General features: G+C 66.7%; 14 protein-coding genes. 2 read left to right on the forward strand and 12 right to left on the reverse strand.

The features are described 5' to 3' along the window. Positions 1–3: 3 nt before the first annotated feature. From J3367_RS14905 to dusB, 4 genes are all read right to left on the reverse strand, one after another. Complete coding sequence (locus J3367_RS14905) at positions 4–2,223, reverse strand: sensor histidine kinase NtrY-like (RefSeq protein WP_024350640.1); 2,220 nt, start codon at positions 2,221–2,223, stop codon at positions 4–6. Positions 2,224–2,301: 78 nt separating this feature from the next. Further along, a complete protein-coding gene (ntrC, locus tag J3367_RS14910; RefSeq protein ID WP_024350639.1) occupies positions 2,302–3,747 on the reverse strand; it encodes a nitrogen regulation protein NR(I) in 1,446 nt (481 codons plus the stop codon). A gap of 9 nt (positions 3,748–3,756) precedes the next feature. Then, positions 3,757–4,899, reverse strand: a complete 1,143-nt coding sequence (locus J3367_RS14915) for a two-component system sensor histidine kinase NtrB (RefSeq protein WP_024350638.1) — start codon at positions 4,897–4,899, stop codon at positions 3,757–3,759. 3 nt (positions 4,900–4,902) lie between these two features. Next, positions 4,903–5,928, reverse strand: a complete 1,026-nt coding sequence (gene dusB / locus J3367_RS14920) for a tRNA dihydrouridine synthase DusB (protein ID WP_421461504.1) — start codon at positions 5,926–5,928, stop codon at positions 4,903–4,905. A 181-nt stretch (positions 5,929–6,109) separates the two neighbouring features. On the opposite strand from dusB, the gene J3367_RS14925 reads away from it, so the two are divergent. Further along, on the forward strand, positions 6,110–7,300 hold the full coding sequence (locus tag J3367_RS14925; protein WP_024350636.1) for a bifunctional 2-C-methyl-D-erythritol 4-phosphate cytidylyltransferase/2-C-methyl-D-erythritol 2,4-cyclodiphosphate synthase: 1,191 nt from the start codon (positions 6,110–6,112) through the stop codon (positions 7,298–7,300). Then, positions 7,297–7,806, forward strand: a complete 510-nt coding sequence (locus tag J3367_RS14930) for a CinA family protein (protein ID WP_024350635.1) — start codon at positions 7,297–7,299, stop codon at positions 7,804–7,806. The genes J3367_RS14925 and J3367_RS14930 overlap by 4 nt, the downstream gene beginning before the upstream one ends. Here the strand turns inward: J3367_RS14930 and J3367_RS14935 are convergent. The 8 genes from J3367_RS14935 to J3367_RS14970 form a co-directional block, all read right to left on the reverse strand. Continuing rightward, entirely contained in the window at positions 7,791–8,267 is a 477-nt protein-coding gene (locus tag J3367_RS14935; RefSeq protein WP_024350634.1) for a type II toxin-antitoxin system RatA family toxin, read from the reverse strand. The two genes, J3367_RS14930 and J3367_RS14935, sit on opposite strands and share 16 nt — an antisense overlap. 11 nt (positions 8,268–8,278) lie before the next feature. Next, positions 8,279–9,253 (reverse strand): lipoyl synthase, encoded by a 975-nt coding sequence (gene lipA, locus J3367_RS14940; RefSeq protein WP_024350633.1) that lies wholly within the window; start codon positions 9,251–9,253, stop codon positions 8,279–8,281. 71 nt (positions 9,254–9,324) lie between these two features. Next, positions 9,325–9,579, reverse strand: a complete 255-nt coding sequence (locus J3367_RS14945) for a GlsB/YeaQ/YmgE family stress response membrane protein (protein WP_024350632.1) — start codon at positions 9,577–9,579, stop codon at positions 9,325–9,327. Between the two features lie 82 nt (positions 9,580–9,661). After that, positions 9,662–11,116 carry a dihydrolipoyl dehydrogenase gene (lpdA, locus tag J3367_RS14950; protein ID WP_024350631.1) on the reverse strand — a complete coding sequence of 485 codons (1,455 nt, stop codon included), beginning with the start codon at positions 11,114–11,116 and terminating at the stop codon, positions 9,662–9,664. 126 nt (positions 11,117–11,242) lie between these two features. After that, positions 11,243–11,890 (reverse strand): SGNH/GDSL hydrolase family protein, encoded by a 648-nt coding sequence (locus tag J3367_RS14955; protein ID WP_024350630.1) that lies wholly within the window; start codon positions 11,888–11,890, stop codon positions 11,243–11,245. A 9-nt stretch (positions 11,891–11,899) separates the two neighbouring features. Then, on the reverse strand, positions 11,900–13,303 hold the full coding sequence (locus tag J3367_RS14960; protein WP_024350629.1) for a pyruvate dehydrogenase complex dihydrolipoamide acetyltransferase: 1,404 nt from the start codon (positions 13,301–13,303) through the stop codon (positions 11,900–11,902). A gap of 13 nt (positions 13,304–13,316) precedes the next feature. Further along, on the reverse strand, positions 13,317–13,799 hold the full coding sequence (locus J3367_RS14965; RefSeq protein WP_024350628.1) for an SRPBCC family protein: 483 nt from the start codon (positions 13,797–13,799) through the stop codon (positions 13,317–13,319). A gap of 4 nt (positions 13,800–13,803) precedes the next feature. Continuing rightward, entirely contained in the window at positions 13,804–15,246 is a 1,443-nt protein-coding gene (locus tag J3367_RS14970; protein WP_024350627.1) for a pyruvate dehydrogenase complex E1 component subunit beta, read from the reverse strand. Position 15,247: the final 1 nt, after the last annotated feature.

A 15,247-nucleotide genomic window follows, 5' to 3' on the forward strand; every position in this document is an offset into this window, starting at 1 on the left:
TTCTCATGTCCCGGCATTCTCCCGGATGTCCGCGTCTGCAAAGCCATCCGCCGGCAGGGTGATGCGGACCATCGCCCCCTGCGGCTGATCGGGCGCGTCGTCGAGTTCGATCGTCCCGCCGTGTTCCTCGATGATCTTCCGCACGATGGCGAGGCCCAGCCCGGTCCCCTTCTCGCGCGTGGTCATGTAGGGCTCCAGAAGCCGATCTCGATCCTCCCGGGGAAATCCCCGGCCATTGTCGCTGATCTCGACCAGATGCCGCTCTCGGCCCGGCACGGCCCGGATTCGGATCTGACCGTCGGCGACCTCGGCGGTCTCGAGTGATTCCACCGCATTCTTGACGAGATTTCCGAAGGCCTGGGAGAGCAGGCGAATGTCGAAGGAGCCCAGCAGCGGCTCGTCGGGAATCTCGGCAACGAACGAAATACCGTGATCCCCCATTTCCCGCATGAACACCGCTTCCCGCAACGCTTCGCGCAGGTCCTTTGGTTCCATGCGCGGCTTCGGCATGCGGGCGAAGGTGGAGAATTCGTCCACCATCCGGCCGATGTCGGAGACCTGCCGGATGATCGTCTCGATGCACCGGTCGAAGACCTCGCGGTCGTCCTCGATGCGCTTGCCGTAGCGCCGCCGGATGCGCTCGGCCGAAAGCTGGATCGGGGTCAGCGGGTTCTTGATCTCATGCGCGATGCGCCGTGCGACATCGGCCCAGGCTGACGATCGCTGCGCATCGACGAGATCGGTGATGTCGTCGATCGTCACGACGCTGGAGCGAGCGCCCTCGCTCTCCTCGGACGAGGTGATGCGGATGGCCAGAACGCGCTCGCGATCGCGGATGCGCAGCTTCACCTGCTCCTGAAATTCGGGGCGCGACGAGGCCGTTGCAGCCTCGAAGACCTGGCCGATCGTCGGGAACGTCTCGATCAGCGACCGGCCGACGACGGCCTTGGCGTCGACATGCAGGATCCGCTCGGCCGACGGGTTCAGCATCGACACCGAGCCGTCGCGCTCGACACCGATGACGCCCACCGTCACGCCGGACAACACCGCCTCGGTGAAACGGCGGCGCTCGTCGATGACGTCCTTGGCGTGGACCAGTTCGGAGCGCTGGCTGCGCAACTGCAGGATCATGTTGTTGAAGGTGTTGGACAGGGAGCCGACATCGCCATCGGAGGTCCGCACCGGGACCGAGACGGCGAGGTTGCCGCTCGACACCTCGTCCGCAGCGCCCATCAAAAGCCGGATCGGCCGCACCAGCCGGTCGGCGACGCCGATGCCGGTCCAGATCGCCGACAGGAGCACGATCAGCATGATGCCGAGATACAGCAGCGCGAAGGCGACCTGCAGGCCCAGACGGTTGGCCTGGAGGCTGGAATATTCCGCCGAACGCTCCTCCATCAGCCGCAACGCGTCGAGCACTTCCGGATCGACCGCCCGTACCGTGTAGAGATAGCTGTTGGGCAATTGCCGCAGCTTGATGATCGCACCGACGAGATTGGTCACGCCGGGCGGGATGAACACCAGATTGCCGTCCGCCGCGCGCTGCAGCGCGTCCTCCGGCGGCACCGGCAGCGGACGTTCGACCGCCACGTCGGCGCGCAGGAAGGGCGTTCCGTCGGCCCGCAGGATCTGCGCGCCAAGCAGCGAGCGCCCCTTGGCCTGATCGGTCATCAGGTTCTCGAAACCGTTCTGGTCGAGATCGAACAGCCGCCGCTGCTGATCGAGATCGTAGGCCATCGACAGGGTCGAACCCTGCAGATTGCGGGCGTTCTCGTTCACATAGGCCCGGGCGACGCTGATCGACGATTCCACAATGGTGCGCGTGCGGATCTCGAACCAGCGATCCAGTCCGAGATCGAGCGTCACGCCGGCAACGATGGCCACGAGCAGCGCCGGCAGCGCCGCGACGATCGAGAACAGGGCAACGATGCGCACATGCAGGCGGGAGGCCGCCCTGCCCTGGCGACGAGCCCGGACCATGCGCAGCACCTCGCGCCCGATCAAGACGCAGAGCAGCACGACGAAGGCGCCGTTGACGATGGTGGCGATGGTGACGATCGTGTCGGTCGGCGCGATCGGCGTCAGTCCCATCAGGACGACGAAGGAGATGGCGCCGGTGATCAGCGCGCCGACCACGGCGATCAGCCCCGGGACCAGCATGAAGCGACGGCGCTCCATGAGGAACGGAACCTCGGGCGCGCTCTGTTGGGGTGTCGAGCTCATGAATCACTGCAACCGGTCATCACGTTGCTACAATGCAACGGAATGTGGCCAAAGTGCAACGAGGCTGGAAAATGCCGCTCAGCGGATCGCGCGAATCACCGAGATGTCGAGATCGCGGATCTTCTTGCGCAGGGTGTTGCGGTTGACCCCCAGGAGATCGGCCGCCTTCACCTGATTGCCGCGCGTGGCGGCCAGCGCCGCCGCGATCAGCGGATATTCGACCTCGCGCAGGATCCGCCCGTGCAGCCCGGGCGGCGGAAGATCGTCGCCGAACGAGGCGAAGTAGTCGGACAGATAGCGCTCGACCGCGGCACTCAGGTCGATGGGCTTGCCGCCGTCGCCATCGAGACCCGGTGTCTTGGCCACGTCGTTCGACAGCTCGTGCTCGACGAGCTCCGCGGAGATCTCATCCTGCGGATAGAGCGCCGACAGACGCCGGATGAGGTTTTCCAGTTCGCGGACATTGCCCGGCCACGGATAGCGCCGCATCACGTCCAGCGCGCCCTGGCTCAGCACCTTGCGCGGCAGCCCCTGCTTCTCGGCCTCGGTGAAGAAATGGCGCGCGAGATCGGCCAGGTCCTCGATCCGCTCGCGCAGCGGCGGCAGGCGCAGCGGCACCACGTTGAGGCGGTAGAACAGATCCTCGCGGAACAGGCCGCGGGCGATGAGCTGGCGCAGGTCCTTGTTGGTCGCCGCGACGATCCGCACGTCGGTGGCGATGGGCGTGCGTCCGCCGACGACGGTGTATTCGCCCTGCTGCAGCACCCGCAGCAGGCGGGTCTGGGCCTCCATCGGCATGTCGCCGATCTCGTCCAGGAACAGCGTGCCGCCTTCGGCCTGCTCGAAGCGGCCGCTGGTGCGGGCCTGCGCGCCGGTGAAGGCGCCCTTTTCGTGGCCGAAGAGCTCCGACTCGATCAGCTCGCGCGGGATCGCCGCCATGTTGATGGCCACGAAGGGGCCTTTGCGACGGCGGCCGTAATCGTGCAGCGCCCGGGCCACGAGCTCCTTGCCGGTGCCGGATTCGCCGGTGATGGTCACCGTCAGGTCGGTCTGCATCATCCGGGCCAGCGCCCGGTAGATATCCTGCATGGCCGGCGAGCGACCGACCAGCGGCATGGAATCATGCAGTTCGTCGGGCGCGTCGGGGCGCCGGCTCTCCTTCGGCTCCGACAGCGCGCGGCGGACGATCGCGACAAGCTCGGTCAGGTCGAAGGGCTTGGGTATGTAGTCGTAGGCGCCCTTCTCCGACGCCTTGATGGCGGTCATGAAGGTGTTCTGCGCGCTCATCACGATGACCGGCAGATCGGGCCGCGAGTTCTTGATCTTCGGCAGCGTGTCGAAGGCATTGCCGTCGGGCATCAGCACGTCGGTGATGACGAGATCGCCCTCGCCCGCCGCGATCCAGCGCCATAGCGTCGCGATGTTCGAGGTGACCCGGACTTCAAAGCCCGCCCGCATCAGGGCCTGTGAGACCACCGTCCGGATGGCGGAGTCATCGTCGGCAACGAGAATCTGCATGCTCATTCCAATTCCTCAGACTTCCGATGCCGGATGGGGCGCGTCCGCCGGCGTTTCCGCCATCTCGCGCCAGGCCGGCATGAGGATGCGGAAGCTCGTATGCCCTTCGTGGGACTCGCACTCGATGACACCGCCATGGTCGCCGACGATCTTGGCGACGAGGGCAAGGCCCAGTCCCGAGCCGCTCGGCTTGGTGGTCACGAAGGGGTCGAAGATGTGCTCGCGGATGTCGTCGGGGATGCCCGCGCCATTGTCCTCGACGGTGAATTCCAGCGGCAGCGTCACGCGGTCGCGGGTGCCCGGAACCGACAGGCGCACGCCCGGCTTGAAGGCGGTGATCAGGCGGATTTCGCCGCCCTCGCGGTCGCCCACTGCCTCGGCTGCGTTCTTCACGAGGTTCAGGAAGATCTGCACCAGCTGGTCGCGGTTGGCGAAGACCGGCGGCAGCGATGGATCGTAGAGCTCGATGATCTTGATCTTCCGGGCGACGCCCGAACGCGCCAGCGTCTTCACATGTTCGAGCACCGAATGGATGTTCACCGCCGAACGCTCGATTGGTCGCTGGTCCGAGAACACTTCCATCCGGTCGACCAGCTTGACGATCCGGTCGCTCTCTTCCTGGATCAGCCGCGTCAGGCTGCGATCCTCGTCGCTGGCCGAGGTCGCCAGCAATTGCGCCGCCCCCTTGATCCCCGACAGAGGGTTGCGGATCTCATGGGCCAGCATCGCCGCAAGTCCGGTGACCGAGCGCGCCGCCGAGCGGTGGGTGAGCTGGCGGTCCATCTTCTCCGCGATGGAGCGCAGCTGGATCATCACGACCACGAGATCGGGATCGTCGGGCAGGTTCGAGACATAGAGATCCACCAGCCGCTCGCCGCCGAGCCGCGGCGACGACACGTCCACCCGGTACTCGCTGATCCGCCCCTGCTGCTCGCGGACCTGGTCGATCAGCGCAAAGAGCGGGCTGTCGGCCGGCACGAAATCCTGCAGGCGCCGCTTGGCGAGATAGGACATGCCGGCAGAAAAGAACTGCTCGGCATCGGAATTGGCGAAGCGGAACCGGCCGCTTCTGTCGATGACCACCACCGGGTGCGGCAGGGCGTTGAGAATGCGTGTCTGTGTCGCCGCCAGATCCATGGGGGCCGCTTCATCGTTCATGGTTCAGGCTGCTTCCTGCATGGCGGAGGGCGCGAGGCTCGGCTCGACGTCCAGAAGGCGGGTCTCGGCGAAAAGGCGGCGCAGAACGCTCAGCACGGCCTGCGGGTCCCTGCCGGCCATCACCGCCATCCGGTCGGCTTCCGGCACGGGTCCGGCGGCGGCGATGAAGCGGTCGAGATACCAGCCCAGATGCTTACGGGCATGGCGCACGCCGACCCGCGCGCCGTAGTGGTCGAGCATCGCCGCATAGTGCTCGGCCACGAGGTCGCCGAGCGACAAGCGGGCCAGCTCGTCCGCCCCGATCGCCCCGGCCATCAGGCCCGGCAGCCACGGACGCCCCTGCGACCCGCGGCCGACCATCACCGCATCGGCCCCGCTCTGGGCGAGCATCGCCGCGATCTGTTCCGGTGAGACGAGATCGCCATTGGCGACCAGCGGCACCGACACGGCGGCGCGTACGGCGGCGATGGCGGCCCAGTCCGCCTGACCCTCGTAGAAGTCGCTGCGGGTGCGTCCGTGCACCGTGATCATGGCGACACCGGCGGCCTCGGCCGCGGCCGCCAGTTCGGGCGCATTCATCGACTCGCGGTCCCAGCCGAGCCGCATCTTCAGTGTGACCGGTACGCTGCCGGCCCCGGCCACGGTCGCCTCGACGATCCGCAGGGCGAGGTCCGGCTCGCGCATCAGCGCCGAACCCGACAGCCCGCCCACGACCTTCTTGGCGGGGCACCCCATGTTGATATCGATGATATCCGTGCCGTTGGCGACCAGTTGCGCTGAGGCGCGCTGCATCCAGCCGGGATCGCGCCCGGCAAGCTGCACGACGTGCAGTCCCGGCCCGTCGCGCATGGCCCGCAGCGCGCTCTCGTCGCAGCCTTTGACGAACTCGCCGCTGGCAACCATCTCCGACACTACCATGCCGGCGCCGAAGCGCCGCGCCAGCCGCCGGAACGGCACGTCCGAGATCCCCGAAAGCGGCGCGAGGAACACGCGGTTCGCCAGCCTGTGGCCGCCGACACGCAGCGGCATCCGGACGCGGGGCTGGGCCGGGCCGGAATCGCCCAATGTTTGGGCGTCTACTGAATGTGTCGTTTCTTTCGCCATTTGGCTGTAACTTATCCGGGCATGCACAAAAGACAAGCACGTGCCTTGCATAGCTGCTTCCCTCTATGGTTCACGCGGGCGAGGCAAATGTGACGGGGATCGAACGATGAAGCGGAGCGTGGCTGCGGTCATCGTGGCGGCCGGACGCGGCGAACGCGCCGGCCAGTCGGTGGAAGGCCCCAAGCAGTACCGTTCGCTGGCCTCACAGGCGGTGATCGCGCATACCGTCCGCGTCTTTCTCGACCATCCCGGCATCGACCGTATCGTGATCGTCATCCACAGGGATGATCGCGCGCTGCTCGCCGCAGCCCTCGAAACCACCCTCGACCGCGCCCATGTCACCCTCGGTGGCGCGACTCGCCAGGAATCGGTGCGCCGCGGTCTGACCGCGCTGGCGAACCCTGCCCCTGATGTGGTGCTGATTCACGACGCCGTCCGGCCCTTCGTCGACGCCGGTCTGATCGACCGCACGCTTGCCGCCATTGGCGAGACCGAAGGAGCCATCCCGGCGATCGCCGTCCCGGACACGCTGAAGAAGGCGGACCCCGACGGGCATATCGCCGCCACGGTCGACCGGCGCGACCTGTATGCGGCGCAGACGCCGCAGGGTTTTCCCTTCGCAGCCATCTGCGCGGCCCACGAGGCGGCCGCGGCATCCGGGCGCGACGATTTCACCGACGACGCGTCCATTGCGGAATGGGCCGGCCTTCCTGTTCGTCTCGTCGAAGGCCTCGCCGAAAACGTGAAACTGACGACGGCCCGTGATATCGCGCTGGCCGACGAACGGATGCGGGGAATACGGTCGATGATCGATGTCAGGACAGGCAATGGCTACGACGTGCACCGCCTCGTCGCGGGCGACCACGTCACCCTCTGCGGGATCGCCATTCCGCACGACCAGGCGCTGGACGGCCATTCCGACGCCGATGTGGGCCTGCATGCTTTGACCGACGCGTTGCTGGCGACCTGCGGCGCCGGCGATATCGGCGACCATTTCCCGCCCAGCGATCCGCAATGGCGCGGCGCGCCCTCGCGCATTTTCGTCGAGAAGGCTGTGGAGATCGTCCGGGCCAAGGGCGGGCGTATCATGAACGCGGATATCTCGTTGATCTGCGAGGCGCCGAAAATCGCCCCGCACCGCGCTGCCATGTGCGCGGCGATCGCCGCGATGACCGGGCTCGATGCGGAGCGGGTCTCGGTGAAGGCCACGACCAACGAGACCATCGGCTTCGTCGGCCGCCGCGAGGGCATCGCCGCGATCGCGACGGCCAGCGTGTCCTATGGAGAGACCCGGTGAGCGCCGATGCGACGGTGATCGCGGCGAAGGCACGCGGCGTCATCGAGGCCTATGCGAAGGCGGGGCTCACCATTGCGACGGCCGAATCCTGCACGGGCGGCCTGATTGCAGCCGCCCTCACTGACATTGCCGGCTCGTCCGCCGTGCTCGATCGCGGCTATGTCACCTATTCCAATGCCGCGAAAATCGAGATGATCGGCGTCGATGCCGCGACCCTGGCAGAACACGGTGCGGTGTCCGAACCGGTGGCGCGCGAGATGGCCGAGGGGGCGCGCCGCGCCTCCGGCGCGAGCGTCGCAATCTCTGTCACCGGGATCGCGGGCCCGGGCGGCGGCTCGGCCGACAAGCCGGTGGGTCTCGTGCACTTCGCCTGCGCCGGCCCGGCGACCACCCGTCATCGGGAATGCCGCTTCGGCCCGCTTGATCGGGCGGACATCAGGAGCGCCAGCGTCGGTGTCGCGCTGGACATGCTGCTGGACGCGCTCGCGGATCAGCCGGCGCTCTGAGCGCTCCGGGCGCCGTCGCCATAGATCACGTCCGCCCGCGTCTCGAAGGCCTCGGCGAAGCGCCGGAAGGCGTAGTCGAACATCGAGCCCATCAAAAGTCCCAGCGTGCGGCTCTTGAACTCGTATTCGATGTCGAACTTGACGTCGCAGGCATCCTCGCCGACGGGCACGAAATCCCAGCGATTGTCGAGATAGCGGAACGGGCCCTCGACATATTTGACATCGATGCGGCGCTCGTCAGGCTTCAGCAGCACCTGCGTCGAGAAGGTCTCGCGGACCATCTTGTAGGCCACGGTCATGTCGGCCACGAGCAGCGTCTTGCCGTCGCGTTCGCGGCGCGAGCGCACGTTCAGTTGCTGGCAGAGCGGCAGGAACTCTGGATATTTCTCCACGTCGGCGACAAGCGCGAACATCTCGTCGGCGGAGTGGTGCACGCGCCGGGTGGTCTGGAAATGAGCCATGATCGTCGCTGTCAGGCGGCCGCGCGACGGGCGAGACGCGCCGCCTTCAGCCGTTCGAAATCCTCGCCGGCGTGATGCGACGAACGGGTCAGCGGGCTGGCCGACACGACCAGGAAGCCCTTGGACAGCGCCACGGTCTCGAAGGACTGGAACTCCTCCGGCGTGACGAACCGCATCACCGCATGGTGCTTCTTGGTCGGCTGCAGGTACTGCCCGATCGTCAGGAAGTCGACATCGGCCGAGCGCAGATCGTCCATGAGCTGCAGCACCTCGTTCCGCTCCTCGCCGAGGCCGACCATGATGCCGGACTTGGTGAAGATCGTCGGATCGAGCTCCTTCACCCGCTGCAGCAGCCGGATCGAGTGGAAGTAGCGCGCGCCCGGGCGCACCGTCAGATACTTGGACGGCACGGTTTCCAGATTGTGGTTGAAGACGTCGGGCCGGGCCGCGACCACGGCCTCGAGCGCGCCCGGCTTGCGCAGGAAGTCCGGCGTCAGGATCTCGATGGTGGTGCCGGGCGCCGCGGCGCGAATGGCGCGGATCGTCTCGACGAAATGCTGGGCGCCGCCATCGGCCAGATCGTCGCGATCGACCGAGGTGATGACGACATGGTTCAGCCCCATGGCCGCGACGGCTCGGCCGACGCTCTCCGGCTCGCTCTCGTCGAGCGGCTTCGGCATGCCGGTCGCCACATTGCAGAAGGCGCAGGCGCGGGTGCAGATCCCGCCCATGATCATAAAGGTCGCGTGCTTCTTCTCCCAGCAGCCGCCGATATTGGGGCAGCCGGCCTCTTCGCACACGGTGATGAGGTTGTTGGACCGCGCGATCTCGCGCGTTTCCTGGTAGCCCTTCGAGACCGGCGCCTTGACGCGCAACCATTCCGGTTTGCGCAGGGTCGTCGCCTGATCCGGACGATGGGCTTTTTCGGGATGCCGCGGTCGAGGCTTGGCCTCGACCGCAAGGCGGTTATCGAGCACGGTGACCATGGGCTTCAATTAAGCTCCCGGGAGCCCCGGTGCAATCCACCGCGGCGCAGTCATTCGTGCGGGACCGGTGACTAGCGCCGGAACAGACGCACGATGAAGATCAGCAGGCAGGCGCCCACGAATCCGACGATCAGATATTCCCAGGAGAAGGAAGCGCTCGCGCCCGAGCCCAGCCCTGTCAGACGCAGGATGAGGCTCAGCACGATGGCGCCAACCACGCCGAGGATGATGTTCATGAGAACGCCCATGTCGCTCTTCATGACTTTTTCTGCCAGCCAACCTGCAATGCCGCCAACGATAATGGCTGCGAGAAAACTACCGATCATTCCTGAGACTCCTTGTCGCGTTTGACTTCTCGGACGGTAGCTAGCGCGGGCGAAAACGAGGCAAGAGGGCAGCGGGCGGAATCTACATGTGGATGACGCGGCCATAGGCGTCGAGAACGCTCTCATGCATCATTTCCGACAGGGTCGGATGCGGGAAGACCGTGTGCATGAGCTCTTCCTCGGTCGTCTCCAGCCCCATGGCGATGACGAAGCCCTGGATCAGCTCGGTGACTTCCGCGCCGACCATGTGGGCGCCCAGGAGTTCGCCGGTCTTGGCGTCAAAGACGGTCTTGACCAGCCCCTCCGGCTCGCCGAGCGCGATTGCCTTGCCGTTGCCCTTGAAGTTGAACCGGCCGACCTTGACCGCGTGCCCGGCTTCCTTGGCCTTGGCTTCGGTCAGGCCGACGCTGGCGACCTGCGGCTGGCAATAGGTGCAGCCGGGAATCTCGGTCTTCTTCATCGGGTGGACTTCGAGACCCTTGATCTTCTCGACGCAGATCGTGCCCTCATGCTCGGCCTTGTGCGCCAGCATCGGCGGGCCGGCGACATCGCCGATGGCGTAGACGCCCTCAACATTCGTCTTGCCGTAGCCGTCGATCTTGACGATGCCGCGCTCGATGGCGACGCCGACATCCTCGAGGCCGAGCCCTTCGGTGTTGCCCTGCACGCCGACGGCGGAGATCAGCCGCTCGGCCTTCAGAACCTGCGACTTGCCGTCCTTGGTCTCGACGGTGACGGAGACGCCGTCGCCGCCCTTCTCGACCTTCGCCACCTTGGCGTCGGTGAGGATCTTCAGGCCTTGCTTCTCGAACTGCTTGCGGGCGACGGCGGCGATCTCGGCATCCTCGACCGGCATGATCTGCGGCAGCAGTTCGACCACCGTCACATCGGCGCCCATGGTGCGGTAGAAGGAGGCGAACTCGATGCCGATGGCGCCGGAGCCCATGACGATGAGGCTCTTGGGCATCGCCTTCGGCTTCATCGCCTCGAAATAGGTCCAGATCCGGTCACCGTCCGGCTCGATTCCCGGCAGCACCCGCGGGCGGGCGCCGGTGGCGACGATCACATGCTTGGCCTTGTAGCTGCCCTCGCCGAGAACGCCCTTCGGAACCGGGTTCTGCGGCTCGACGACGGGCTTCTTCATCTTGCCGACCGAGACCTCGACCGGGCCGCCCTTGCCGGCCTTGGTGATCTTCGCCTCACCCCAGATGACGTCGATCTTGTTCTTCTTCATCAGGTAGCCGACACCGCCGTTCAGCTGCGCCGAGACGCCGCGCGAACGCTTGACCACCGCTTCCATGTCGAAATCCGGCTTGGCAATCTTCAGGCCGTAGGCCGTGGCATTCTCGGCATAGTGGAAGATCTCGGCCGAGCGCAGCAGCGCCTTGGTCGGGATGCAGCCCCAGTTGAGGCAGATGCCGCCGAGATGCTCGCGTTCCACGACGGCGGTCTTGAAGCCGAGCTGGGCGGCGCGGATCGCCGCGACATAGCCGCCGGGGCCGCCGCCGATGATGAGGATGTCGTAGGTGTCAGCCATGGGTGGTCTCCTGGGACGCCGAAACTTCGTGGGCCGGGTGTGCGGGCGCAAACCGTGCGTCACCAGGCCGGATGGGTGCGGTCGCGAAGGCTGCCCTGCGCCGGACGCGAGGCAGCGGCGGCCGGCTCATGCCGTCTCGTCGAGCAATGCCTTGACCGGCGCGATCAGCGCCTCGCCGAGCGCGCGGGTATGCTCCGCCGACAGATGGATGCCGTCGAGCGGCGTCGTTTCGCAGACCTCGGACGCGTCGAACATGGCGCATCCATATTCCTCCGCGACCTTCGTGCAGGCCGAACGGAAATGCTGGGATTCCTCGAGCGCATGCCCGAAGAGCAGCGTGAAGTCAGGCTCCGTGGTCGCGCAGAACATCGGCGGCGCGACGATCAGGATCTTCGGTGCGTCATAGCCGCGCTGGTAGGGGAAGGTCAGGATGATCTCGACCAGCCGCTCCATGCCCTGACGCGACTCGAAGACCCGGCCGCCGCCAGTGTGCCGCTTCAGATCGTTGGTGCCCAACATCAGGACGACGAGGTCGAGCGGCTGGTGCGCGCCCAGCGCCGTCGGCAGGGTCTTCACCCCGTTGCGCTCCGCCATCACCATCTGGTCATCGAAGACAGTGGTCCGCCCGTTCAGCGCGTCGGTGATGACCACCACGTCCTCGCCCAGCGCCCTGGCCAGGACGTTCGGCCAGCGGCTGTCGTAGTCGTGGCGCAGCCCGGTCTCGGGGTTGTAGCCCCAGGTCAGCGAGTCGCCGTAGCACAGGACGGTTTTCATCGGCCCGCCCTAGACCAGCATCGACATCGGGTTTTCGATCAGCTGCTTGAACGCCACCGCCAGTTCGGCACCCAGCGCGCCGTCCACCGCCCGGTGGTCGGTCGACAGGGTCACGCTCATCATGGTGGCGACGGTCACGGCGCCGTTCTTGACCACCGCGCGCTGCTCGCCGGCGCCGACTGCCAGGATCGTCGCATGGGGCGGATTGATCACCGCGGCGAAGTCCTTGATGCCGAACATGCCGAGATTGGAGACGGCCGTGGTGCCGCCCTGATATTCCTCGGGCTTCAGCTTGCGGGCCCGGGCGCGCTTGGCCAGGTCCTTCATCTCGTTGGAGATCGCCGAGAGCGTCTTCTCCTCTGCGCGCCGGATGATCGGGGTGATCAGGCCGCCCTCGATCGACACCGCGACGCCGACATCGGCGTGCTTGTGCTGCAGCATGGCCGACTCGGTCCAGGACACGTTGGCCGTCGGCACCGCCTTCAGCGCCAGCGCCATCGCCTTGATGATCATGTCGTTGACCGACAGCTTGTAGGCCGGCTTGTCGCCCGCATCGGTCTTGATCATCGGCGCCGCCTCGTTGAGCTGCTTGCGCAGTGCCAGGAGTGCGTCGAGCTCGCAGTCGAGCGTCAGGTAGAAATGCGGGACCGTGGACTTGGCCTCGACCAGGCGCTTGGCGATGGTCTTGCGCATGCCGTCATGCGGTATCTTCTCGTAGGAGCCCTCTTCGAACAGCTTGAGAACGGCCTCGTCGCTGGTGCCCTTGGCGACAGGCGCCGCTGCCGGGGCCGGCGCGGCCTCGCTCTTGGCAGCCGGCGCATCGGCAGCCTTGCGGGCGCTGCCCGATGCCTTCGCGCTCTCGATGTCGGCCTTGACGATCCTACCGTGCGGACCGGAGCCCTGCACCGCGCCAAGATCGAGCCCGGCATCCTTGGCGAGCCGGCGCGCCAGCGGCGACGCGAAGACGCGATCGCCCGAACCGCCCTGCCCGGACGACGCGCCCTTGGCATCGGCCGCTGGGCGGCTGTCGCCGCGCTTTTCCGCATCCTTCGCGTCGGCTTCCGAACCGGTCACGGCAGCGTCGGCCTTCGGATCGGCAACCATCGCGCCGCCCTTGTCGTCCGACCCCTCAGCCGAGCCGCCGCCCTTGGCCGCATCCTCGACGCTCTCGCCGTCGGCGGCCAGAATGGCGATGACGGCGTTGACCTTCACGCCTTCGGTACCGGCGGGGACGACGATCTTGGCAATTTTGCCCTCGTCGACGGCCTCGACCTCCATGGTCGCCTTGTCGGTCTCGATCTCGGCGATGATGTCACCGGCCGAAACCGTGTCGCCCTCGGCCACCAGCCACTTGGCGAGGTTGCCCTCCTCCATCGTCGGCGAGAGCGCGGGCATCGTCACATTGATGGGCATCCGGAACGTCTCCTCAATGGCCCTTGCGCCGGGCATCATGTTCGTGTGCGTGGTCGGTCAGCCTGGACAGGTGATGCGACCAGCCATTCCTGTGGTCGAGCAGAAGGGCCGCGCGATCCGCTTCGGGCGCAGCCTGCCAGCCCTGATGTTCGATCGTCACCCGCGTGCCGTCCGCCAGCGACTCCAGCGACACCGACACGACGGTGTCGAAGCCCCAGTCCGCGTCGGCCCAGACCATCACCAGTCCGTGCGGCGGGTGATAGGCGGTGACTTCGGCCCGGGTCAGATGCTCGACGCCGTCGGCATCCGTCCACGGCTCCAGCAAATGGCCGCCGAGCCGCGGCTCGAACTCCACGGTCTCGCGCCACCAGCTCCTGAAACAGGCGGGTTCGGTCAGGCACTCCCAGACGGCTGCCGGCGACGCGTCGATATCCTGAACCAGGACAAGGCCCGCATCGTCACCTGCCGCACCGGGATGAGCCGTACCGCTCGCCATGGCATCAGTCCCGATAGGTCACGGCCTTGACCGCATCGATCACGTCCTTGACCGACGGCAGCGCCAGCTTCTCGAGATTGGCCGCATAGGGCATCGGCACGTCCTTGCCGCAGACCTTGAGCACCGGCGCGTCGAGATGGTCGAAGGCGCGGACCATCAGTTCGGAGGCGATATGCTCGCCGACCGAACCCTGCGGCCAGCCTTCCTCGACGGTGACGCAGCGATTGGTCTTCTTGACCGACCGCACGACGCTGTCGATGTCCATCGGACGGATCGTGCGCAGATCGATGACCTCCGCATCGATGCCCTCGGCCGCCAGTTCCTCGGCTGCCTTGACCGCATAGGTCATGCCGATGCCGAAGGAGACGATGGTGACGTCCTTGCCCTTGCGGTGGATGCGGGCCTTGCCGATCGGCACGGTCCAGTCGTCGATCGCCGGAACGTCGAAGCTCTGGCCGTAGAGGATCTCGTTTTCGAGGAAGATAACCGGGTTCGGGTCACGGATCGCCGACTTCAGCAGACCCTTGGCGTCGGCCGCCGTATAGGGCTGCACCACCTTCAGACCCGGAATGTGGCTGTACCACGCGGCGTAGTCCTGGCTGTGCTGGGCCGCGACGCGCGCCGCGGCGCCGTTCGGACCGCGGAACACGATCGGGCAGCCCATCTGGCCACCGGCCATGTACAGCGTCTTGGCCGCCGAATTGATGATCTGGTCGATCGCCTGCATGGCGAAGTTGAAGGTCATGAACTCGACGATCGGCTTCAGGCCACCGAAGGCCGCGCCGACGCCCAGACCGGCAAAGCCGTGCTCGGTGATCGGCGTATCGACGATGCGGCGAGCACCGAATTCGGCCAGCAGGCCCTGGGTGATCTTGTAGGCGCCCTCGTACTCGGCGACTTCCTCGCCCATGACGAAGACATCGTCGTCACGGCGCAGTTCCTCGGCCATGGCGCTGCGCAGCGCCTCGCGCACCGTGGTCGACACCATCTCGGTGCCCTCGGGGATCTCCTGGCCGAACGCGCCGACCTCGTCCTCGGGCTCGGGGTGAACCTTGCCCTCGGCGGGCACCCGGCGCGCCTCCATGTCACCGCCCGAAGACGCGGACGTCTCGGCGGGAGCCGGCGCCTCATCACTCTTCGCCGGCTCGTCGGGCGCGGACTTCGCCGCGGTCGCAGCACCGTCCTCCAGCGCGCTCTCGTCCTCGCCCTCGGCCAGCAGCAGGGCGATCGGGGCGTTCACCCGCACGCCTTCGGTACCGGCCGGGACCAGGATCTTGCCCAGCGTGCCTTCCTCGACAGCTTCGACTTCCATCGTCGCCTTGTCGGTCTCGATCTCGGCGATCACGTCGCCGGGCGATACGGTGTCGCCCTCCTGCTTGATCCACTTGGAGAGGTTGCCCTCCTCCATGGTCGGGGACAGGGCGGGCATCAGGATTTGAATCGGCATG

This window comes from Aurantimonas sp. NFXS3 (assembly GCF_049132005.1).
Lineage (GTDB): Bacteria > Pseudomonadota > Alphaproteobacteria > Rhizobiales > Rhizobiaceae > Aurantimonas > Aurantimonas coralicida.